This window comes from Photorhabdus viridis (assembly GCF_040256935.1).
GTDB lineage: Bacteria > Pseudomonadota > Gammaproteobacteria > Enterobacterales > Enterobacteriaceae > Photorhabdus > Photorhabdus viridis.
The window spans coordinates 17,269-37,797 of the sequence record NZ_JBEJZY010000045.1 but is presented as its reverse complement, the minus strand read 5'-3'; the positions used below and the strand labels follow the sequence as shown (position 1 = coordinate 37,797).

Below are 20,529 nucleotides of genomic sequence, written 5' to 3'. Positions count from 1 at the left end.
GCCTACGTTCAGAGTCAGTCAACGCCAGATTGATCTTTAAAGCCCTGCGGGCTTTTCGCCTTATATCCCCGCCCGCACTGGGCGAGGGTTTACGGCGTTTTTCGCTAAAAAGATATAGGAATATTCCGAAAATTGGAGAAATTAGCTTGATTGATTTTGGTAATTCATCATATTAATTAACATATACGATATAATTTTTTATCAAATATGAGTATCACGAATGAATTTGCAATCAATGGCAACATTCGTTTTACGCACCAAATGATTTTTGGGGAAGTCATATTACGCTAATGGGACGTGGGCAGGTTTTACTTAAAAAATAGTCAGATCATTTTTGTACCCATCTTCAATAGTTCAAAGTGCTGACCAAAAGACCGGCACTTTGTTATTAATCTGAGATGTACTTACATCTACCTATTATCGCCGTCATTACACAGCAATCTTATCAAACTCAAAGAGCCAGCACCGTCACCCACATCGGCGCTTTACCAACTGGATAACGCGCTAATTCAGTTAATTTACCGGTATATTTATCAATAGCGGAAACCGAGATATGGTCAGACTTTTGACCGGATGTAATCAGGTATTTTCCGCTATGATCGATAGCAAAACCACGCGGCTGAGTTTCAGTTTTATAGTGACCTGCCAAAGTCAGATTAAGACCATCTTGTGAAATAATAAAATGGCTGATCAAACTTGCAGTACGCTCACAGGTATAAAGATGACGACCATCCGGTGTAATATGAATATCCGCCGACCAACGAACACCCGCTAAATCTTCCGGCAATGAATCAATGGTCTGAATAATCCGATATTTCTCCCATTTGCGATAAACATCCACTGTAGAATCCAGTTCATTAATGCAGTAAATCACCTGCTGATTCGGATGGAATGCCATATGACGAGGGCCAGCCCCCGTTGCTGTAGCCACTTCTTCAGCACGCTTCTCTGTCAGATAACCCTCTTCTGTCATCTCAAAAATTCGGATGTGATCTTCTTTCAGACAAGGTACTAATAGCTGTTTATTATCCCAATCAATATTGGCTGAATGCGGTGCTTGCAAGCCTTCAATAATCTGAACAGGCGCGCCTGCAATACCTTGCTCATTAATTGGGCTGACACTCAGGTTGTTATAACTGTAGGAAACAGAGAATAGAAAACGGCCTTGCCTGTCAGTAGCGATATGTGTCGGGCTACCCGGTATTGGTGAAATTCCCTGCTGTACCAGCTTCCCATCAGGGCCAATCTGGTAAGTGACAATACTGAATTGTGGCCGAACTCCAACATAAAGATGCTTGCTATCCGGGCTAACCACCATTGGCTGTACTTCTCCCGGAACATCAACTGTCTGAATTAACGATAATTCACCTTCATTATTCAGGTTCCAAACATGTATCTGCCGACTGTTTGGACTCGCAGTATAAACCACCTGTTTCATCTTCACTCCTTAATTATCCGTTACCATTTTATTGATCTGTAATGACTCAATTTCGACTTTATCAGCTAAATTCACCGCACAATTGGTTTAACTTTATTCAGTTCCAATGTAATATCTTTTACATTCTATATAGTTATGAGGCTAATCTATGTCATATCGCGTCATTGCTTTAGATCTGGACGGTACGTTACTGAGTCCCCAAAAGAATATTCTGCCAGAATCACTCACTGTACTAAATGAAGCCCGTAAAGCCGGTGTTAAGGTGCTGATTGCGACTGGCCGCCATCATGTCGCTATCCACCCTTTTTATCAGGCTTTGCAACTCGATACGCCGGTCATCTGCTGTAATGGGGCGTATCTGTATGATTATCATCAAAAAAGTGTATTAGCCTCAAATCCGCTGTCATCTCAGGAAGCGATAAAAATTCTCTCCCACTTAAACAACACGGATATTCACCGTCTGATGTATGTGGATGATGCCATGTTATATGAAGAACTGCATGACACAATTGCCCGTACCATGACATGGTCTAAAACCCTGCCTGAATCTCAACGCCCGAATATGCAGCATGTCAGTAGTTTTCAGCGTGCTATTGGTGAAGTGCAGTCTATCTGGAAATTCGCTACCTGTTCCCCTGATTTAGTAAAACTACGTGAAGTCACTGAACAGATCGAAAATGATATCGATCTTGCGTGTGAATGGTCATGGTTTGATCAAGTAGATATCACCAAAAAAGGCAACAGTAAAGGCATGCGTTTGAAACAATGGGTTGAATCACAGGGAATGAGCATGCAGGACGTTATCGCCTTTGGTGACAATTGTAATGACCTGAGCATGCTGGAAACCGTCGGATTCGGTGTTGCTATGGGGAACAGCGTCGATGCAGTCAAAGAACGGGCCGATCTGGTGACGTTGGATAATACTCAACCAGGTATTGCCGAAATTATTCGCAAGTATGTCCTTTAATTTCTTGTCTGATTAGCAATATCCATAAATCACACTCAGGGGCAACCCCACATGGGAACCCCTTGTTATCCCAGACAATCTTCTCTCTTCCAACTGACGACCCGTTTATTCATTTATGAAAAATCAGATTCTACAGTTGCCGATTAAGAGAAACGCTCTTTATCTGGGCGTAAAGCCATTGCCCTTGCCGCAAATTAAGTTCATCCCTTGCCCACGGAGTAATTCTTGCCCATAAATAATGACCACTCAGCGCCAGTTTGACATCAACCTGGTCATCATCATCAAAAAATTCAACCACTTTCGCGGCTAAAATATTACGGATACTACTACCGCGAGGCGGTTCCAGTACTAATGAAACATCTGAAGCATCTATCCTGACACGCAAATCAGTTCCCGGTTGAGCATCAATTTTAGGCAACCATAAAACCTTATCAGCAAAGGCTACCGCGGTCATTTCATAACGATTATGATGTTCGACCATTGAAACGTTCAGAATGCTGCTGAGCGTCTCTTTTTGTAACCAAGGACGCAGTGCGCTGCTAGCCCAAACCTCGGCCAATTTCCCTGGCGCCCTGACTTTCCCGTTATCCATTACGATCACATTTTCAGCCAGACGAAGAATTTCATCCAAATTATGGCTAACATACAAAATCGGGATTTTGACATCCTGAGAAAGCCTTTCAAGATAAGGCAAGAGTTCTCGCTTACGCGGGAGATCCAAAGATGCCAATGGCTCATCCATTAACAGCAATTCAGGTGCAGTCAATAAAGCGCGACCAATAGCAACCCGCTGTTTTTCACCACCGGATAGGGTAAGAGGAAAACGGGATAGCAGGTGCTCAATTCCCAACAAATTAATAATGCTGTCAAACTCAGGTTTCATCACCGGAGATATTCCGTATTGAAGATTACCTTTTACCCGGTAATGAGGAAACAGCCGGGCATCCTGAAAAACATAACCTATACGGCGCTGCTCCGGCGGCAAGCAAATCCCTTTTTCAATATCCACCAACACATGATCATTGAGAATAACCCGCCCTTTCTGTGGACGTAACAAACCCGCAATCACATTTATCAGTGAAGTTTTTCCAGCACCTGAAAGGCCAAAAACAGCCGTAATTCCCTCAGAGGATAACTGCGTGTCAACTTGTAAATGAAGATCACCAAGTTGTTGTTCAAAATCCAGCTCTAACATGTTGCTCCCAGACGTTTCCTTCCCCAACGGGTTAGCCATTCAGAAATCATCAATGATATCAACGCAAGAATAATGGCGATAATACACAAGCGAGCCGCGGCAGTTTCTGCGCCAGGCGTCTCAATCAGGGTATACATTGCCAAAGGGATTGTCCGCGTTTCACCCGGAATATTGGATACAAAGGTGATGGTTGCGCCAAATTCCCCCAATGAGCGGGCAAATGCCAGAATAGTGCCAACAATAATCCCGGGCAAAGAGAGCGGTAATGTAATAGTAAAAAAGACCCTGAATGGATTCGCCCCCAAGGTACGGGCAGCCTGTTCCAACCGCCGATCAACATTTTCCAGCGCCAAACGTATCGCCCTGACCATCAGCGGAAAAGCAACAACAGCAGAAGCTAATGCAGCACCACGCCAACTGAATGCAACGCTGATACCAAACCAGTCATATAACCATTCACCAATGAATCCACGACGTCCCATACTGATCAGCAGCAGATATCCCACTACCACAGGGGGCAACACCAATGGCAGATGAATAATACTGTCAAGCAATGATTTACCCGGAAACCGGAAACGAACCAGAATCCATGCCATCAAGATCCCAAATGGCAGACTGATTAACACCGCCATACCTGAAACTTGCAGACTCAGGATGATAGCTTGCCATTCGTATTCACTTAACATCTCCAAAAATCTATTCCTAAAGTGGGTGAAAACCGTAACGTTTAAAAATTGCAGCGGCCTCTGGGGTTTTCAGATAGTCATAAAAACTGAGAACTGCGGGATTATTATGATCTTTGATGATCGCCATAGGGTATTCAACAGGCTTGTGGCTCTCTGCCGGGAAAATCCCCACAACTTTGACTTTATCACTGGCAACCGCATCTGAAGCATAAACAATACCCAATGGAGCTTCAGCACGTTCCACCAGCGCCATACCACTGCGCACATTACTGGTACGGGCCAGTAGAGAATTAACCGTCTCCCATGCCCCTAAATATTGCAGCGATTGTTTAGCGTAAATACCTACCGGAACATGATCTGGATCACCGACAGCAAGGCGGCCATCAGCCAATAAAGATTTCCATTTGGTCTCTTTATTAATGTCAATTTTATTGATTTTGCTCTCTTTCGGTGCAATCAGAACTAGCTGATTTCCTAAAATAGTAAAGCGAGTTTTATCAATAATCAGTTTCTTCCCGGCAACGTAATCCATCCACTGTTGGTCAGCGGAAATAAAAATATCTGCCAGAGCGCCTTGTTCAATCTGACGGGCCAAAGTAGAAGATGATGCATAGGAAGCCACCACGTCACCTTTTTTCTCTTGCTTATATTGTATCGAAATCTCGTCAAGTGCATTGGTCAGTGAGGCAGCAGCAAATACAGTGACTTTCTCCGTAGCCCATACCTGCCACGCCAAAGTAAAAGAAACGATAACTCCCGCTAATAGTTTAGCAAAACTCTTCTTCATCTATTTTCACCTGCTTAATGACTTATTGGTTCGCTGTATATAACAAGATATAGCGCTAAATGGAAGACTATCCCATTAATAATCGGCAAATTGTGAGCAACTTTTACTATCTAATTTAATTTGAAGTAAAATGCTGTAATAGAAAAACAGGATAAACAAAATAAACTGATTGTGAGCAATTAAGACAAATTACCCGGTGAATCACCGGGTAATCAGAATAGCACCTGGTGTACAAAGAAATATTAGTTCTACTTTTCAGAATGTCCAATACGGGAAATGATATTAAACAATTCCCCCAGGGCATAAATTAAACCTAAGATTCCGACCATCACTACCGGTACCATGACCAGGGAGAAAGCCATACTTTTAATCAACTCAAACATGGTAGCCTCACATAGTGGCTCATTAAATGAGCCGGCAACTTAACACATTTTTAACCATAGCGCGTAATAGCGCTATAATTAGTACCATTCTAAACAAAGACAAACAACTATAACCGGCTAAACGTGCGTTTTTCCGGGTTAGCCAACAAAAATTCACGATTTTATTTCCTGAAAAAAACAATTATGCAAGCCGAAATTCTATTGACATTGAAATTACAGCAACGGTTATTCGCAGATCCACGGCGAATATTATTACTGAAACAGATTAAAGCAACGGGTTCTATCAGCCAGGGGGCAAAGCTGGCTGGCATCAGTTATAAAAGCGCCTGGGATGCCATCAATGAAATGAACCAGTTAGCAGATGAAACAGTAGTGGATCGTGCTACTGGCGGCAAGGGCGGCGGTGGGACGAATCTTACCCATTATGGTGAACGTCTGTTACAACTTTATGATTTACTGGTACAAATTCAACAAAAAGCCTTTGATGTGCTGAAAGAGGATCCCCTTCCCCTCGATAGCTTGCTGGCTGCGATTTCCCGTTTTTCTCTGCAAACCAGCGCCCGTAATCAATTCTTTGGCACAATTACTGACCGCGACCATCATCAGGTGCAGCAACATGTCCGCATATTGCTGGCAGATGGTCGAACATCACTGAATGCGGCATTGACAGAACAGAGTGCTGACCGTCTTGGTCTGATAAAAGGTAAGGAGGTATTGGCTCTAATTAAAGCGCCCTGGATAACATTGACTAAAGAGCAACTTCCCACCAGCCATTTTGACAATTCCCTGACAGGCCAGGTGAGTAAAATAGAAACGGGTAAAGAGAGCACAGAAGTTCTTATCGTTCTTGATGGTGGTGAAACCCTCTGTTCTACTCTGACCAATCAAAGCGCTAATAAACTGAAACTGCATCCTAAAGATAAAATCACTGCTCTTTTTAATGCTGATCAGGTGATTATTGCAACTCTTTGTTGAAAATTGACGCTATTATCACTGAATAATTCGGAATATCCCGGGATATTATGCAGTTGTGTACCTCACATATCCCCCTGATATCTGACATTAAATGTTAATTAAAAGTTAATATTGACATTCAGCGTCATTCAGCTTATTTGTGAGAAGATATTTGCGTTGCTTAAAAAGGAATAAAAAATGTCTGAATTGCAAATAACGCAAGGCTGTTTCCGTTTAAGTGATACCCAAACCTTGCAGTTACCGTCACTAAAAATTACCTCCGGTGAAAACTGGGCTTTTGTTGGTGCTAACGGTAGTGGTAAATCATCATTGGCCCGTGCGCTGTCAAATGAATTAGTACAACTTTCCGGCGAACGAAATTGCTCATTTCGCACATGTGCCCGTGTCTCTTTAGAACAATTACAAAAACTGACTGAGAAAGAGTGGCAACGCAATAATACAGATATGCTGAGTGACGATGAGGATGACACCGGCCGCACTGCGGCGGAAATTATTCAACTTCATCATAAAGATAATGAACTTTGTCTGGAACTGGCGAAACAGTTCGGTATTATGGATTTACTTTCCCGTCGTTTTAAATATCTTTCTACCGGCGAAACCCGAAAAACATTGCTTTGCCAAGCACTGATGGTTGCACCTGATTTACTGATCCTTGATGAACCTTTTGATGGCCTTGATGCATTTGCCCGTGGTCAACTTACTGAATTACTGGAAACATTGTCAGCAAAAGGCATCGTTTTGGTGCTTATCCTTAACCGGTTCAGTGAAATCCCAGGTTTTGTTGATCAAATTGGTGTACTGGCAGATTGCCATCTGACATCTGCTGGCATAAAAGAAAAAGTGATAGCGGATCCACTGGTTGCTCAACTGGCGCACAGCGAAAAACTTGATGGTATCCATTTACCAGAAGCGGATGAATATCGTATTGATGATCAGTTACCTCCTGACCAACCTTTGATTATCTTGCGTAATGGTGTGGTTCAATATAACGAACAACCCATTTTGCACGGACTGGACTGGCAGGTAAACCCGGGTGAACACTGGCAGATTATCGGTCAAAACGGCGCTGGAAAATCAACCCTCCTGAATCTGATTACCGGAGATCATCCCCAAGGCTACAGTAATGAATTGGTTCTGTTTGGTCGCCAGCGCGGTAGTGGCGAAACGATTTGGGATATCAAACGCCATATTGGCTATATCAGTCACAGTATTCATCTGCAATACCGCGTCAGTACCAGTGTTCGTAATGTGATTCTGTCCGGCTTCTTCGATTCAATAGGTCTTTACCAGGCAGTATCAGATCGCCAGCAGCAACTTACCGATGAATGGCTGGCTTTACTGGGATTATCCGCTCAGATTGCCAACGGCCCGTTTCACAGCCTTTCATGGGGACAACAACGGCTGGTTCTGATAGCTCGAGCTCTGGTTAAACATCCGGCTTTATTGATTCTTGATGAACCTCTGCAAGGGCTTGATCCACTCAACCGTCAGTTAATATTACGTTTTATTGATATCATGATTGCTGACGGTGGTACTCAGTTACTGTTTGTTTCTCATCATCAAGAAGATGCTCCGCAATGCATTACTCACCGGCTGATATTTATTCCTGATGGTGACATATATCGTTATAAAACAGAGAAAATTACCGAAATTAATCCAGATAGTTGAAGATAAGTTCCAATCTCTATCTGAAACTGAACTCAGATCTATGATGCATGTGAGTGATTAAGCCCACCAATAATGCAACCTCTTCCACACAAATTTTGGTTGAAGGATAATTGTCACCAACAAAATCACTTCTCCGACCAGAGAAAAAAACATCGCAATTTAATCATCTTACGTTACTATTTTTTGACCATTTATAATAGCTATCATCAATTATTATCTTTTAACTTATTGAAAACAAAAGGACATATATGATTTGGGGTTTACTTGCCACATCGCTGGCATTATTAGCTATACACCGCACTACTGCACTTTTTGTTCTACTGGCCACCGTTGTTACCGGATTTATAACGCAAGTTATAATTTATCCGGCAATTGCCATTATCACAATTATTTCCGTATTAGGTGCACTACGTATCTATTTTCAGCAAAATAACATCATCAAAATAGCAACTGAGCTGCTATTGCTCGCTTTTGGCATCGCGTTATTCCTGCATCTGATCCCAGGTTTTCATAACCTGAAATATCTCGATAAAGCTCAAGTTGGTCCTCATAGTGCACCATTCTCAATGTATTTCAACTTCGATAAGGCACTTATCCCTTTCCTTCTGCTATGTTGCATGCCTGGATTATTTACCACAAAACCACTGGCAAAGGTTCGCCCTTATGTTTGGATAATCTTGACTGTTGCCATTCCTGTACTACTCGGTATAGCAACAGCCTTAGGAGGGCTTGCGATTGAACTGCATATGCCGCAATGGTTGCCGATGTTTATTTTGGCAAATATTTTCTTTGTTTCTCTGGCAGAAGAAGCGCTGTTTCGTGGTTATATCCAACAGAGGTTGAGTCAGTGGGTTAACCCCTATTTTGCCCTGATCATCACTGCCTTAATTTTTGGTGGAGCACACTTCGCTGGGGGGTTATTACTGGTGATTTTCGCTACACTCGCAGGATTAATATATGGTCTGGCATGGATGTGGAGTGGCCGGCTGTGGGTCGCTGTCGGGTTCCATTTCGTCCTTAATTTGGTTCATTTGCTGTTCTTTACTTATCCCATCAAGTTAGTAACAGCACTATAACGTGTCAAACTTGCCCGGTATCTATTCAGTAATTTGCAAAAATTTAAGGTTTTCAGGCAAATAACGTTATGGAACCAGACTATTGATTGCCGTTCTGGTGTATAGGGCAATATAATGCGCGCAGTTATCATTTATCATTAAGTTTGGTTTTTTTAAGGAGTTTAAGCTATGGCTGTAACTAAACTGGTTCTGGTAAGACATGGTGAAAGCGAGTGGAACAAAGAAAACCGTTTCACTGGCTGGACTGACGTCGCTCTTTCTGCAAAAGGTCGCGCCGAAGCTCAACAAGCAGGCCAGCTACTGAAAGAAGAAGGTTTTGTTTTTGATTTCGCATACACCTCTGTTCTGAAACGCGCTATTCACACGCTGTGGAACATTCTGGATCAGGTTGATCAACAGTGGTTACCTGTTGAGAAAAGCTGGAAACTGAATGAACGCCATTATGGTGCTCTGCAAGGTCTGGACAAATCAGAAACCGCAGCTAAATACGGTGATGATCAAGTTAAACTGTGGCGTCGTGGATTTGCTATCACCCCACCAGATTTAACTCAAGATGATGAGCGTTTTCCAGGCCATGATCCACGTTACGCCAATCTGAAACCAGAAGAGCTACCCGTGACTGAAAGCCTGGCAACAACTATTGATCGCGTAATCCCTTATTGGGAAGGCGTTATCAAACCTCGTGTTGCTAAAGGAGAAAAAGTGATTATCGCTGCTCACGGTAACTCTTTGCGCGCTCTGGTTAAATATCTGGATAACATGAGCGAAGAAGCCATCCTTGAACTGAACATTCCAACAGCAGTACCTTTGGTTTATGAATTCGACGAAAACATGAAACCAATTAAGCGTTACTATCTGGGTAACGCTGATGAAATCGCAGCAAAAGCCGCCGCTGTAGCAAACCAGGGTAAAGCGAAATAATTCATTACCGATAAATTGCTGATATCGCACTTTTTCAGCAAATATAAAAAACCGGAATCATTCATTCCGGTTTTTTTACACCCGAACATGTTATCAGCCACGACGTGCTTTCACCGCCAACGATAATTGACGTAACAAGATTTCAGTGTCAGCCCAACCAATGCATGCATCGGTAATACTTTTACCATATACCAATGGCTGATCACTCTCCGGGTCCTGGTTCCCTTCTTCTAAATGACTTTCCACCATAACACCAATAATCGCCTTCTCTCCGGCCGCAATTTGCCCACTGACATCTGAACACACATCCATCTGTTTTTTAAATTGCTTGGAACTATTGGCATGACTGAAATCAATCATAATTCTTGTCGGCAAACTGACTTTTTCCAAGCTTTGCTTCACGGCAATAACATGTTCAGCGCTATAGTTTGGTTCTCTACCACCACGCAGGATAATATGGCAATCAGAATTTCCACTGGTATTCACAATCGCTGAATATCCCCACTTAGTGACAGAAAGGAAACTGTGTGGCGAACCTGCGGCATTAATAGCATCAATTGCAACTTTTATCCCGCCATCAGTGCCATTTTTAAAACCAACCGGACAAGAGAGTCCAGAAGCCAGTTCACGATGAACCTGCGACTCCGTTGTACGAGCGCCGATTGCTCCCCAACTCATCAAATCCGCCAAATACTGTGGAGAAATCATATCCAGATATTCACCCGCAGCTGGTAGCCCCATGTCATTAATATCCCGCAACAATTCACGAGCCTGACGTAAACCATCATTAATATCAAAGCTGTGATTCATATGAGGGTCATTAATTAGCCCTTTCCAACCAATAGTTGTACGCGGTTTTTCAAAATAAACTCGCATGACAATTTCCAGATCGTCTTTAAGTTCTTCACGCAACTTATTCAACCGTCCAGCATATTCCATTGCCGCTTTAGGATCGTGAATAGAACAAGGACCAATCACAACCAACAGGCGATCATCTTCACCAGTCAAAATCTGATGAATAGTTTTGCGAGCCTTACTTACTGTAAATGCAGCCTTTTCAGTTGCTGGAAATTTTTCAAGTAGTGCTACAGGAGGTAATAATTCTTTTATCTCTTTAATTCTTATATCGTCATTCTGGTAATTCATAACCCTCTCTCATCCACATCTCTGTATATTTGTTTAAAACAATCTTGTGATTTTAATCTAACTGTTAGAAGACAAACTGTAAATATTCTTTGTAGATAATAAATAAATCCGTGTTTAACTAAAGACATAGAAAAATATAGTCAAACGTGATCTGAGCTGTTTTTTATAATTGAAATATCTCTAGAAATGAGAATTATCAGAGTAAATCCCTAAAAATATGCCAGAGATCGACAAATCAATTCTCTGGCATCATTGAAAAATTATTCGATACGGGATAATGGCTGCGAATGATTTTTCTTAGCTACCTGAATCCACAAACGAGAGCCATTCAGTGCAATGCCAAAGAGAATCACATACTGCAACGACATCGCCAAAACGCCTTGATGGAAATAGATAACAACGCTTATCACATTGATAACCATCCATACCAGCCAGTTTTCAACATATTTTCGAGTCATCAGAATCATTGCCACAACAGAGAGCACCGTCATTGTCGAATCCCAGAATGGGAATGCATCAGGCGCCAATACCGGCATTTGAACATTAAAATCAAACTTTTGCATAATGGTAACGGCAATCTGAGTCAACGAGCCAAAGATCCGATCGATATTAAAAGTCATAATAACAATCAATAGCACAGAAATCAGACTAATTATTAACGCCTTATTCAGGCTTAACCAACGTATTTTAAGTTCAATTTGCTGCTGATCATTAACCCTGCTCCAAGCATACCAGCCATAAATATTTGCAGCAAAAAAGAATAATTGCAGCAATAAACTGGCATAAAGTTGAATTTGGAAGAAAATCACAGCAAATAATGTGACATTAATCAGTCCAAACAGATAGTTAATTATCTTTTCCTGACTTGCAAACCAAATACATAGCAAACCAGCAATCGTCCCTATTGCTTCAATCCACGATAAATCATAACCGCCTTTTCCCAGTGGGATATTTACTAATATATTGTTAATACTGAAAAAATCCATCTGTTATATCCTATTATTATCGACAACAAAGAGTTATACCCATTATTTGTTTTCCCATTTTAACCGAGTTGCAAAATCAAGCATCCTGTTTAAAGGAATAAGCGCCTTTTCGCGTAACTCTTCTTTAACAAAGATTTCATGCTGAACCCCGCCCCGCGCCAATCCCTGAACGATAGCTTGTAAACCATTCATTGCCATCCACGGACAATGGGCACAACTACGGCAACTCGCACCTTCTCCAGCCGTAGGCGCTTCAAATAACTGCTTCCCTGGGCATGTTTGCTGCATTTTATAAAAGATGCCTTTATCTGTTGCCACAATCAGCTTCTGATGCGGCAAAGACTGCGCTGCTTTGATTAACTGACTGGTTGAGCCAACGGCATCAGCCAGATCAATAACTGCTTGTGGTGATTCAGGATGAACCAATACCGCAGCATCAGGATGCAGACCTTGCATTCTTACTAAAGCCTGAGTTTTAAATTCATCATGGACAATACAAGCACCTTGCCAACAAAGAATATCAGCTCCTGTCTGTTTACGGACATAATTTCCCAAATGGCGATCCGGCGCCCAAATTATCTTTTTCCCCTGACTATCCAGATAATCAATCAGCTCAACAGCAATACTTGAAGTCACAACCCAATCAGCCCGTGCCTTAACCGCTGCTGATGTATTTGCATAAACCACCACAGTACGATCCGGATTATTATCACAAAACTCAGTAAATTCTTTTTCAGGGCAACCCAGATCCAGCGAACACTCAGCTTCCAACGTCGGCATTAAAACACGCTTTTCCGGATTGAGAATTTTGGCGGTTTCTCCCATAAATCGCACTCCAGCCACTAATAGAGTAGAAGCTGAGTGATTGCTGCCAAAACGGGCCATTTCCAGTGAATCTGCCACACACCCTCCTGTCTCTTCAGCTAAAGCTTGGATCTCAGGGTCGGTGTAATAATGTGCGACCATAACGGCATCCTGCTGTTTCAGTAGGTGTTTAATTTTTTCACGGCAATGTTCTTTTTCATCCTTACTGAGAAAAGCAGGTTTGGTTGGGAATGGGTAAATGGTTGAATTAAAATCAATATACTGGTTCATTACGCTGACTCTCTGTTTAGTATATGGTTTTAAAAAGCGATAATTTTGGTTTTTAGTCCGAAAATCTGCCTAGATTTGTTTAATATACTAAACAAAATAATCAATTTATAGCAATTTATCGTGGAATATGTAGAAATAGTCTCCTGCAATTCATACAAATCAAAGTCTAGTTCAGGAAAAGAATAATACTGTGTTCTTATTACTTATAAGGTTAACCATTTTTTTATCATTGGCAGCAATAAATAATTCAACATTTTGGAGTCGCTTTCGGCTTTACGAGAAATGGGGATTCAGAAAATGTCTCGATGGTGTGTAGATATGTACATTTGTCGCGAATATATCTCGAAATCCCATGCAAGAATATCGATACTATTATGAAATTTTACCGCAAAAATACGGTACATTACCTTTTTTCATTTTTAGTTTTCAGATAAAAAAATTAAGTTATTACATTACCTGCTAATTTATGAGGTTAGGTTTACCCATCAAACATCACTAAAGTTAAATAGGAACTTCATATAATGGAAGACCCAGTAATCCTTCTGGAAAAAATCCTGACTTTTGCCCATAACGATCCCCGTATTGATACAGTTATCCAAACAGGTTCCCGTGCCAGAAACACACGTGTAGATAAATTCTCAGATCTGGATATAGAACTGATTGGTTCGGGAACAGATGAATTAATAGGCAACGATTTATGGTTTAAGCAGTTAGGTGATGTTATGGTTGCATTGCATCTAGCTAATGAGAAAGAGGGTGAACCAGATTGGCCAACTTGTCTGGTCGTTTTTAGCGGCGGTCGTAAGGTGGATTTCACACTGGCAAGTGTTGAACGCCTGAAAGATATGAAACAGAGAGGCTTGGATGAACTCTATCAACGTGGCTATAAAGTTCTCCTTGATAAGACGGGCCTTACAAACGAGCTTCCTGAAATCACTCACCAATTGACTAAATCGCATATTCCATCATCAGCAGAATTTAATGAAAACCTACGCGAGTTTTGGTTCGAGGCAACACAAGTGCCTGTTTATATCGCTCGTGGTGATTTATGGCCTGCAAGAATGAGGGATAATGAGATGAAAGAATTATTGCTGGCAATGATAGAGTGGCACGTCTCGATAAAAAGTGATGGAAAAACGGATGTCTGGTACAACGGCCATCATTTGCATGAATGGCTGCCTGAGAAGTTCAGCAAGCGTATTCAAGGGATCTTTGGCAGTTATGGCAAAGAAGAAGCAATACGAGCATTGCTGGAAACCACAGAGCTTTATACGGAGATTTCTGCTGAAATAGCTGAAATGAAGGGGTTTAAGTTCGATAGTGAACTACCAGGTAAGGTTAGGAAGCATATTATACAAGTTATTGGGAGCTAAGCTCTAAGATGGTGGGTCGTGCAGGATTCGAACCTGCGACCAATTGATTAAAAGTCAACTGCTCTACCGACTGAGCTAACGACCCATCTAAGGAATTTGGTTTTGAGTGAAGCTTCAAGATGGTGGGTCGTGCAGGATTCGAACCTGCGACCAATTGATTAAAAGTCAACTGCTCTACCGACTGAGCTAACGACCCATCTTGTGACTTCTCTCGGCAACGGCGGCATATATTACTGATTTTTCCGCTCAGCGCAATGATTATTTTTTAAAATTACGTTTAAATGCTTATTAAATACTCAAACAACCCCGAAAACATGTTAATACTGCCTTCCGGGGCCGATAATTACAACGCAGAAAGCTTTTTCTCAGCCAGTTTAGCCGCATTCGAACCAGGATACTGTTTCATAACCTGCTGGTAAACAGATTTAGCTTTATCCCTCTGACCCTTGTCCTGCATGATCAAACCAACTTTATACAACGACTCACCACTCTTCTGAGACTTAGGATAATCTTTCACCACCGTAGCAAAGTAGTAAGCAGCTTCGTCTTTCTTACCCTTGTTGTAATGAAGTTGACCTAACCAGTAATTCGCATTAGGCATATAACTCGACTTTGGATAAGACTTCACAAAGCTCTGAAAGGCAGTAATCGCTTTATCATATTCTTTGGTATTCACCGCCAAAGAAACGGCAGCATCATAATCACCCTTCTCTCTACCCGTACTTGTAGCTGAAGATGCCTGATTACCACGATTACTTGCAGTTGAAGATGCTGTATTAGTAGCAGATTGACTATCCGCAGAACGAGTAGCGCCTTCCAGTTGCTGATAAATATCCTTCTGCCGCTCTATAACCTGATTAAGCTGATACTGATTCTCTTGAATCTGCCCACGGAGCATGTCGATATCACGTTGAGAATCGGAGAGTTGTTGCTGGAGCTGGGTTAACAGCTGACTGTGAGCGTTGGAGATTCGCTCTAATTGGGTTAGGCGCTCATCAGGAGAACCCGAGCCGACATTACTGATTGGCGCTTGGGCAATAGCGGCCCAGGGAGCCGCTACGCCAACCAATAACGACAGACCCAAAAAATGACGTCTGAAGTTACTGTTCATAAATTACTCTTAGTATGCCAATACTGCGCGACGGTTTTTAGCATATGCTGCTTCTTCGTGGCCCAGTACAGCTGGTTTCTCTTTACCGTAAGAGACGATAGAGATCTGCTCACCGGAAACACCTTTACCTTGCAGGTACATTTTCACTGCGTTAGCACGGCGTTCACCTAATGCGATGTTGTACTCAGGAGTACCACGTTCGTCAGCATGGCCTTCTACAACAACTTTATAAGATGGGTTGCTACGCAGGAATGCTGCGTGAGCGTCTAACAGCTGAGAAAAATCTGAGCTGATATCGAATTTATCAAAACCAAAATATACGATGTTGTTGTTTTGTAGCTCTTGCATTTGCTGACGAGCTAATTCTTCCGCTGACAGACCCGCATTAGTTTCGTTAACAGTGCCTACACCAGACTGATCGTTATCAGCATTTTTATTAGAACTACACGCTGCTACAGCCATAACTGGTAAAGCTAACATCAGCCCTTTTAGCACTTTGTTCAGTTGCATCTCTTTGATCCTTTTAAAATTTGCCATACATATTATTATGCATCACAGATACGGCGACCAGGCAGGGAATTTTACCTGTCCATCGGTCGCCGGAAGACGCGCTTTGAAACGCCCGTCAGTCGAAACTAGCTGCAATACAGTCCCCAACCCTTGAGTGGAGCTATAAATCACCATAGTGCCGTTAGGTGCGATACTTGGCGTTTCATCCAGGAACGTATCCGTCAAAGTTTGAACGGCTCCCGTTGCCAGATCTTGTTTAGCAATGTGCTGCTTACCGCTCTCTGAGCTGACCATCACCACAAAATTGCCATCTGAGCTAACATCAGCATCCTGGTTTTGTGTGCCTTCCCAAGTGAGGCGTTGCGGAGCACCGCCATTAATATTGATTTTGTATAACTGCGGACGACCACCCTGATCGGAGGTATAGACCAAAGTCTGGTTATCCGGCATCCAACTTGGCTCAGTATTGTTACTGCGGCCATCTGTAACCTGACGGATCTGAGCTGAACTCAAGTCCATCACGTAAAGATTCAAACTACCCGATTTGGACAGAGCAAACGCCAACTTACTGCCATCAGGGGAAAATGCAGGCGCTCCGTTATGACGCGGAAAAGAAGCAACCTGACGTACTTCACCGCTGGCCAAGGTCTGAATAACCAAGGCGGAACGGCCACTCTCAAAGGTCACATAGGCCAGTTTAGCGCCATCAGGAGACCATGCTGGCGACATCAATGGTTCTGGCGAACGGTGAACAGTGAACTGGTTGTAACCATCGTAATCGGATACACGCAGCTCATATGGATATTTGCCGCCATTCGTTTTCACAACATAAGCCAGACGAGTACGGAATGCGCCTTTAATGCCAGTCAGCTTTTCAAACGCTTCATCACTGACTGTATGCGCCGCATAACGCAACCACTGCTTAGTCACTTTAAGCTGATTCTGAGCAAGAACGGTTCCCGGAGCGCCAGCGGTATCAACCAACTGATAAGAGATCAGGAAACTACCATCCGCACTTGGCTGAATCTGCCCGACAATAACCGCATCAATCCCCAGTGCCGACCACGCAGCTGGCGTCACCTCAGATGCCGTCGTCGGTTGCTGCGGCATACGGCTGGCATCAATAGGATTAAATTTACCGCTGTTGCGAAGATCCGCCCCAACGATCGCACCTATCTCTTCAGGAGCGCCGCCCGCCCCAGTCCATTTAAATGGTACAACACCAATAGGACGTGCAGAATCAACACCCTGTGTGATTTCAATACGAACTTCTGCGTGAGCAACAGCAGCCCACAACATCAAAATGCCCAGCACTACTTTAAAAGCCTGCTTCATCATCTCTCCCTTATCGCAGATGGAATGCCGCAATAATTCGCAGAATATTAACAAACGTCAACAAACAAAACCAGATAGCTTAATAACATTGAATGGTTTTGTTTGTTATTAATAATATCTATAAATAACAATCTTACTGAGGTTTGAAATCAATCGGAGCATTTTTAAACACTTCGTAAACCTCTTTACTTGGTGGTTTCGGGATTTTCGCTTGTTTAGCTGCGGCTACCGCTGCCTGACACAGAGCCTGATCCCCTCCTTCTGGTTTTATATCTATTAGCAAACCATCAGGAGCAAGCTTAATCCGTAATGTACACATACGCCCACGATACATACTTGGATCATAAAACTTATTCTGTATTGCTATCTGAATCTGTCCAAGATAGTTATTAATATCAGAATTTGAAGCGCCACTTTTCTTACCGCCACCTTTACCCGCAGCAGAAGCCCCCCCCTGCTTTGGCGCATTAGAAGTTAAACCACCCAGTAAATCATCAACTTCACTTGCTTGTTTGGCAGCTTGCGCCGCCGCTTTTTTCTTGGCGTCAGCTTCAGCTTTTGCCTTAGCTTTTGCATCTGCCTCAGCGTTGGCTTTAGCATCCGCTTCAGCCTTGGCTTTAACCTCAGCTTCTGCTTTGGCTTTCGCTTCTTGCACGGCTTTTTGTTTAGCCGCAGCGGCTTCAGCTTCTTTCTTAGCTTCAGCTTCTGCTTTTCTCTGCGCCTCAGCCTGCTCTTCAATCAGTTTTTCTTTTTCAGCCTTAGCCTTTGCCGCAGCTTCTTCTGCCTGTTTTTGCTCTTCACGGGCTTTGGCAGCTGCTTCTACAGCTTGCTTTTTCTGTTCTTCCGCAACCTGTTGCGCTTTAATCCGTTCTTCTTCTACCGCTTTCAGGCGCTCCTGCTCCTCAGCCTGTTTTTCTCTCAATTCTGCTGCTTGCTGCTCCGCTTTCTTATTACGTAACTGTTCTGCACGTTTAGCGTCGGCTTGCTGTTGCTGGTGTTGATTGTACTGTTGTACTACCGCATTCGGATCGACCATAACAGCGTCAATAACAGAACCATCCTGTCCACCGCCACCCATTTCAGTTTTTTGCGTCAGGGAACCCCAAATAAGTAACCCTATCAAAATAATATGCAACACAACCGAAACGATAACGGCGCGATTTAGCTTATTGTTTTGCCCGTTTGTCTTTCCCACGCTCGATATCCAAAATCTTTAAATAACAGCAACTGCCGGCCAGACTCAGATGGGCTGAGTCATTAAACCAACGGATTTCACACCGGCCTGATGTAACATGTTCAGTGCTTTAATAATCTCATCATAAGGCACTTCTTTCGAACCACCGATCAAGAAAACGGTTTTCGGGTTCTCTTTTATTCGGGCCTGCGCTTCGGCAATAATCTGCGGCTCAGGTAATAATTCCAGCCGCTCATGGTTAATTACCATGGTGTATTGACCAACACCAGAAACTTCTACGATTACCGGTGGGTTATCGGAGCTGGAAACCGTTTTGGAATCTACTGCATCCGGCAAATCAACTTCTACGCTCTGAGTGATAATCGGTGCTGTTGCCATAAAAATAAGCAACAAAACCAGCAACACGTCCAGTAAGGGAACGATATTGATTTCGGATTTCAGCTCACGCTTACGACTACGAGTGCGTGCCATAGCCTCCCCCCTTACTATTTATTTTCCGCTTTATTTTCAGCCGAGAAAGCCTGACGATGCAAAATAGCCAAAAACTCTTCCATAAAGTTATCGTAATTTTGCTCCAGCTTATTAACGCGTTGATTCAGACGGTTGTATGCCATAACAGCCGGAATAGCAGCAAACAAACCAATCGCCGTTGCAATCAACGCTTCCGCAATACCCGGCGCCACCATCTGAAGAGTTGCCTGTTTTACCGCACCTAACGCGATAAATGCATGCATGATCCCCCAAACTGTACCAAACAGACCGATATACGGACTGATTGAACCCACAGTACCCAAGAACGGAATATGGCTTTCCAGTGTTTCCAATTCACGGTTCATAGATATACGCATTGCACGTGAAGCACCGGTTACCACCGCTTCCGGCACATGGTTGTTTGCATGGTGCAAACGGGCAAACTCTTTGAATCCAGAATAAAAAATTTGTTCCGTTCCACCCAAGGAATCACGGCGAGACTGACTTTCCTTATACAAGCGAGATAATTCAATACCTGACCAGAATTTGTCCTCAAACGCTTCCGCTTCACGGGTCGCGGTATTGAGAATTTTGGTCCTTTGAATAATGATTGCCCATGAAGCAATGGAAAAGCAGATCAAAATAAGCATGATCAGCTGCACCAAAAGGCCCGCCTTCAGGAATAAATCAAGAATGTTCATGTCAGTCACTGCTTAAACTCCGCGACAATAGACTTAGGAAGCGCAATCGGCTTCATTTGAGATGTATTCACGCAGGCGATTAAAACTTCTGCGCTGTTAAGAATTGTTCCGTTAACATCAACAATGCGTTGAATAAATGTCAAAGATGCTCTACGAATATCTATAATTTCGCTTTCCACCTGCAACATATCATCAAGCCGGGCTGGGGCTCGGTAATCAACCACAATACGCCGAACAACAAATGCAATTTGTTGATCAAGTAAATGCTGTTGATGAATGCCATGCTGACGCAACATCTCTGTACGAGCTCTTTCATAAAAAGCGACATAACGGGCGTTATAAACTACCCCACCAGCATCTGTATCTTCGTAATAAATACGGACGGGCCAACGGAACAACGTATTACTCACTTTCAATCCTAAGTAAGGCAAATTAACGCTGCCACTATACTCAAGACCATGCAGCTTTGGAATAATGTGCAAATAAAAAATTTATTGGTTAAAAATCCCA

At 42.9% G+C, this 20,529-nt stretch carries 21 protein-coding genes and 2 tRNA genes; 6 read left to right on the top strand and 17 right to left on the bottom strand.

Annotation, left to right across the window (positions count from 1 at the left end; all coding sequences use genetic code 11):
• Positions 1-451: 451 nt before the first annotated feature.
• Positions 452-1,438: a 6-phosphogluconolactonase gene (gene pgl, locus ABR397_RS17900; protein ID WP_350306913.1), complete on the bottom strand. Its 987-nt coding sequence runs from the start codon at positions 1,436-1,438 to the stop codon at positions 452-454.
• Positions 1,439-1,586: 148 nt separating this feature from the next.
• On the opposite strand from pgl, the gene ABR397_RS17895 reads away from it, so the two are divergent.
• Complete coding sequence (locus ABR397_RS17895) at positions 1,587-2,405, top strand: pyridoxal phosphatase (RefSeq protein ID WP_350306912.1); 819 nt, start codon at positions 1,587-1,589, stop codon at positions 2,403-2,405.
• Positions 2,406-2,535: 130 nt separating this feature from the next.
• Here ABR397_RS17895 and modC read toward each other — a convergent pair whose 3' ends face one another.
• From modC to ABR397_RS17875, 4 genes are all read right to left on the bottom strand, one after another.
• Positions 2,536-3,600 carry a molybdenum ABC transporter ATP-binding protein ModC gene (gene modC / locus ABR397_RS17890; RefSeq protein ID WP_350306911.1) on the bottom strand — a complete coding sequence of 355 codons (1,065 nt, stop codon included), beginning with the start codon at positions 3,598-3,600 and terminating at the stop codon, positions 2,536-2,538.
• Positions 3,594-4,286: a molybdate ABC transporter permease subunit gene (gene modB / locus ABR397_RS17885; RefSeq protein ID WP_350306915.1), complete on the bottom strand. Its 693-nt coding sequence runs from the start codon at positions 4,284-4,286 to the stop codon at positions 3,594-3,596. Before modB ends, modC begins: the two co-directional genes overlap by 7 nt.
• A 16-nt stretch (positions 4,287-4,302) precedes the next feature.
• Positions 4,303-5,073, bottom strand: coding sequence for a molybdate ABC transporter substrate-binding protein (gene modA, locus ABR397_RS17880; protein WP_350306910.1), 771 nt, complete (start codon positions 5,071-5,073; stop codon positions 4,303-4,305).
• 248 nt (positions 5,074-5,321) lie between these two features.
• Positions 5,322-5,456 carry an AcrZ family multidrug efflux pump-associated protein gene (locus tag ABR397_RS17875; RefSeq protein ID WP_071789454.1) on the bottom strand — a complete coding sequence of 45 codons (135 nt, stop codon included), beginning with the start codon at positions 5,454-5,456 and terminating at the stop codon, positions 5,322-5,324.
• Between the two features lie 183 nt (positions 5,457-5,639).
• On the opposite strand from ABR397_RS17875, the gene modE reads away from it, so the two are divergent.
• The 4 genes from modE (at position 5,640) to gpmA (ending at position 10,096) form a co-directional block, all read left to right on the top strand.
• On the top strand, positions 5,640-6,431 hold the full coding sequence (modE, locus tag ABR397_RS17870) for a molybdenum-dependent transcriptional regulator (RefSeq protein WP_350306909.1): 792 nt from the start codon (positions 5,640-5,642) through the stop codon (positions 6,429-6,431).
• A 177-nt stretch (positions 6,432-6,608) separates the two neighbouring features.
• Positions 6,609-8,099 (top strand): molybdate ABC transporter ATP-binding protein ModF, encoded by a 1,491-nt coding sequence (gene modF / locus ABR397_RS17865; protein ID WP_350306908.1) that lies wholly within the window; start codon positions 6,609-6,611, stop codon positions 8,097-8,099.
• Positions 8,100-8,350: 251 nt separating this feature from the next.
• Positions 8,351-9,175, top strand: a complete 825-nt coding sequence (locus ABR397_RS17860) for a CPBP family intramembrane glutamic endopeptidase (RefSeq protein ID WP_407072887.1) — start codon at positions 8,351-8,353, stop codon at positions 9,173-9,175.
• A 168-nt stretch (positions 9,176-9,343) separates the two neighbouring features.
• Complete coding sequence (gene gpmA, locus ABR397_RS17855) at positions 9,344-10,096, top strand: 2,3-diphosphoglycerate-dependent phosphoglycerate mutase (protein WP_350306906.1); 753 nt, start codon at positions 9,344-9,346, stop codon at positions 10,094-10,096.
• Positions 10,097-10,189: 93 nt separating this feature from the next.
• On the opposite strand, the gene aroG is transcribed toward gpmA, so the two are convergent.
• From aroG to nadA, 3 genes are all read right to left on the bottom strand, one after another.
• Positions 10,190-11,242 carry a 3-deoxy-7-phosphoheptulonate synthase AroG gene (gene aroG / locus ABR397_RS17850; protein WP_350306905.1) on the bottom strand — a complete coding sequence of 351 codons (1,053 nt, stop codon included), beginning with the start codon at positions 11,240-11,242 and terminating at the stop codon, positions 10,190-10,192.
• Between the two features lie 260 nt (positions 11,243-11,502).
• On the bottom strand, positions 11,503-12,228 hold the full coding sequence (gene pnuC, locus ABR397_RS17845; protein WP_350306904.1) for a nicotinamide riboside transporter PnuC: 726 nt from the start codon (positions 12,226-12,228) through the stop codon (positions 11,503-11,505).
• A 42-nt stretch (positions 12,229-12,270) separates the two neighbouring features.
• Positions 12,271-13,323 carry a quinolinate synthase NadA gene (gene nadA / locus ABR397_RS17840; protein ID WP_350306903.1) on the bottom strand — a complete coding sequence of 351 codons (1,053 nt, stop codon included), beginning with the start codon at positions 13,321-13,323 and terminating at the stop codon, positions 12,271-12,273.
• A gap of 521 nt (positions 13,324-13,844) precedes the next feature.
• On the opposite strand from nadA, the gene ABR397_RS17835 reads away from it, so the two are divergent.
• Positions 13,845-14,696 carry an aminoglycoside 6-adenylyltransferase gene (locus ABR397_RS17835; RefSeq protein ID WP_350306902.1) on the top strand — a complete coding sequence of 284 codons (852 nt, stop codon included), beginning with the start codon at positions 13,845-13,847 and terminating at the stop codon, positions 14,694-14,696.
• A 9-nt stretch (positions 14,697-14,705) separates the two neighbouring features.
• On the opposite strand, the gene ABR397_RS17830 is transcribed toward ABR397_RS17835, so the two are convergent.
• From ABR397_RS17830 to ybgC, 9 genes are all read right to left on the bottom strand, one after another.
• Positions 14,706-14,781: transfer RNA gene (locus ABR397_RS17830), tRNA-Lys, on the bottom strand.
• Positions 14,782-14,816: 35 nt separating this feature from the next.
• Positions 14,817-14,892, bottom strand: a tRNA-Lys gene (locus ABR397_RS17825).
• A 147-nt stretch (positions 14,893-15,039) separates the two neighbouring features.
• Positions 15,040-15,807, bottom strand: coding sequence for a cell division protein CpoB (gene cpoB / locus ABR397_RS17820; protein WP_350306901.1), 768 nt, complete (start codon positions 15,805-15,807; stop codon positions 15,040-15,042).
• Positions 15,808-15,816: 9 nt separating this feature from the next.
• On the bottom strand, positions 15,817-16,317 hold the full coding sequence (pal, locus tag ABR397_RS17815) for a peptidoglycan-associated lipoprotein Pal (RefSeq protein WP_021325044.1): 501 nt from the start codon (positions 16,315-16,317) through the stop codon (positions 15,817-15,819).
• Positions 16,318-16,359: 42 nt separating this feature from the next.
• Entirely contained in the window at positions 16,360-17,652 is a 1,293-nt protein-coding gene (gene tolB, locus ABR397_RS17810; RefSeq protein WP_350306900.1) for a Tol-Pal system beta propeller repeat protein TolB, read from the bottom strand.
• Between the two features lie 133 nt (positions 17,653-17,785).
• Entirely contained in the window at positions 17,786-18,847 is a 1,062-nt protein-coding gene (gene tolA, locus ABR397_RS17805; RefSeq protein ID WP_350306899.1) for a cell envelope integrity protein TolA, read from the bottom strand.
• Positions 18,848-18,892: 45 nt separating this feature from the next.
• On the bottom strand, positions 18,893-19,318 hold the full coding sequence (gene tolR, locus ABR397_RS17800; protein WP_023045408.1) for a colicin uptake protein TolR: 426 nt from the start codon (positions 19,316-19,318) through the stop codon (positions 18,893-18,895).
• Between the two features lie 14 nt (positions 19,319-19,332).
• Positions 19,333-20,028, bottom strand: a complete 696-nt coding sequence (gene tolQ, locus ABR397_RS17795) for a Tol-Pal system protein TolQ (protein ID WP_350306898.1) — start codon at positions 20,026-20,028, stop codon at positions 19,333-19,335.
• Complete coding sequence (gene ybgC / locus ABR397_RS17790) at positions 20,025-20,429, bottom strand: tol-pal system-associated acyl-CoA thioesterase (protein WP_350306897.1); 405 nt, start codon at positions 20,427-20,429, stop codon at positions 20,025-20,027. Before ybgC ends, tolQ begins: the two co-directional genes overlap by 4 nt.
• Between the last annotated feature and the right edge of the window lie 100 nt (positions 20,430-20,529).

Excerpts from the sequence above, each read along its gene's own strand:
- modC (WP_350306911.1), bottom strand. The coding sequence starts at position 3,600 with ATGTTAGAGCTGGATTTTGAACAACAACTTGGTGATCTTCATTTACAA.
- gpmA (WP_350306906.1), top strand. The coding sequence starts at position 9,344 with ATGGCTGTAACTAAACTGGTTCTGGTAAGACATGGTGAAAGCGAGTGG.
- tolR (WP_023045408.1), bottom strand. The coding sequence starts at position 19,318 with ATGGCACGCACTCGTAGTCGTAAGCGTGAGCTGAAATCCGAAATCAAT.
- aroG (WP_350306905.1), bottom strand. The coding sequence starts at position 11,242 with ATGAATTACCAGAATGACGATATAAGAATTAAAGAGATAAAAGAATTA.
- nadA (WP_350306903.1), bottom strand. The coding sequence starts at position 13,323 with ATGAACCAGTATATTGATTTTAATTCAACCATTTACCCATTCCCAACC.
- tolB (WP_350306900.1), bottom strand. The coding sequence starts at position 17,652 with ATGAAGCAGGCTTTTAAAGTAGTGCTGGGCATTTTGATGTTGTGGGCT.
- ABR397_RS17895 (WP_350306912.1), top strand. The coding sequence starts at position 1,587 with ATGTCATATCGCGTCATTGCTTTAGATCTGGACGGTACGTTACTGAGT.
- ABR397_RS17835 (WP_350306902.1), top strand. The coding sequence starts at position 13,845 with ATGGAAGACCCAGTAATCCTTCTGGAAAAAATCCTGACTTTTGCCCAT.
- pnuC (WP_350306904.1), bottom strand. The coding sequence starts at position 12,228 with ATGGATTTTTTCAGTATTAACAATATATTAGTAAATATCCCACTGGGA.
- pgl (WP_350306913.1), bottom strand. The coding sequence starts at position 1,438 with ATGAAACAGGTGGTTTATACTGCGAGTCCAAACAGTCGGCAGATACAT.
- modF (WP_350306908.1), top strand. The coding sequence starts at position 6,609 with ATGTCTGAATTGCAAATAACGCAAGGCTGTTTCCGTTTAAGTGATACC.
- modA (WP_350306910.1), bottom strand. The coding sequence starts at position 5,073 with ATGAAGAAGAGTTTTGCTAAACTATTAGCGGGAGTTATCGTTTCTTTT.
- cpoB (WP_350306901.1), bottom strand. The coding sequence starts at position 15,807 with ATGAACAGTAACTTCAGACGTCATTTTTTGGGTCTGTCGTTATTGGTT.
- ABR397_RS17875 (WP_071789454.1), bottom strand. The coding sequence starts at position 5,456 with ATGTTTGAGTTGATTAAAAGTATGGCTTTCTCCCTGGTCATGGTACCG.
- modB (WP_350306915.1), bottom strand. The coding sequence starts at position 4,286 with ATGTTAAGTGAATACGAATGGCAAGCTATCATCCTGAGTCTGCAAGTT.
- modE (WP_350306909.1), top strand. The coding sequence starts at position 5,640 with ATGCAAGCCGAAATTCTATTGACATTGAAATTACAGCAACGGTTATTC.
- pal (WP_021325044.1), bottom strand. The coding sequence starts at position 16,317 with ATGCAACTGAACAAAGTGCTAAAAGGGCTGATGTTAGCTTTACCAGTT.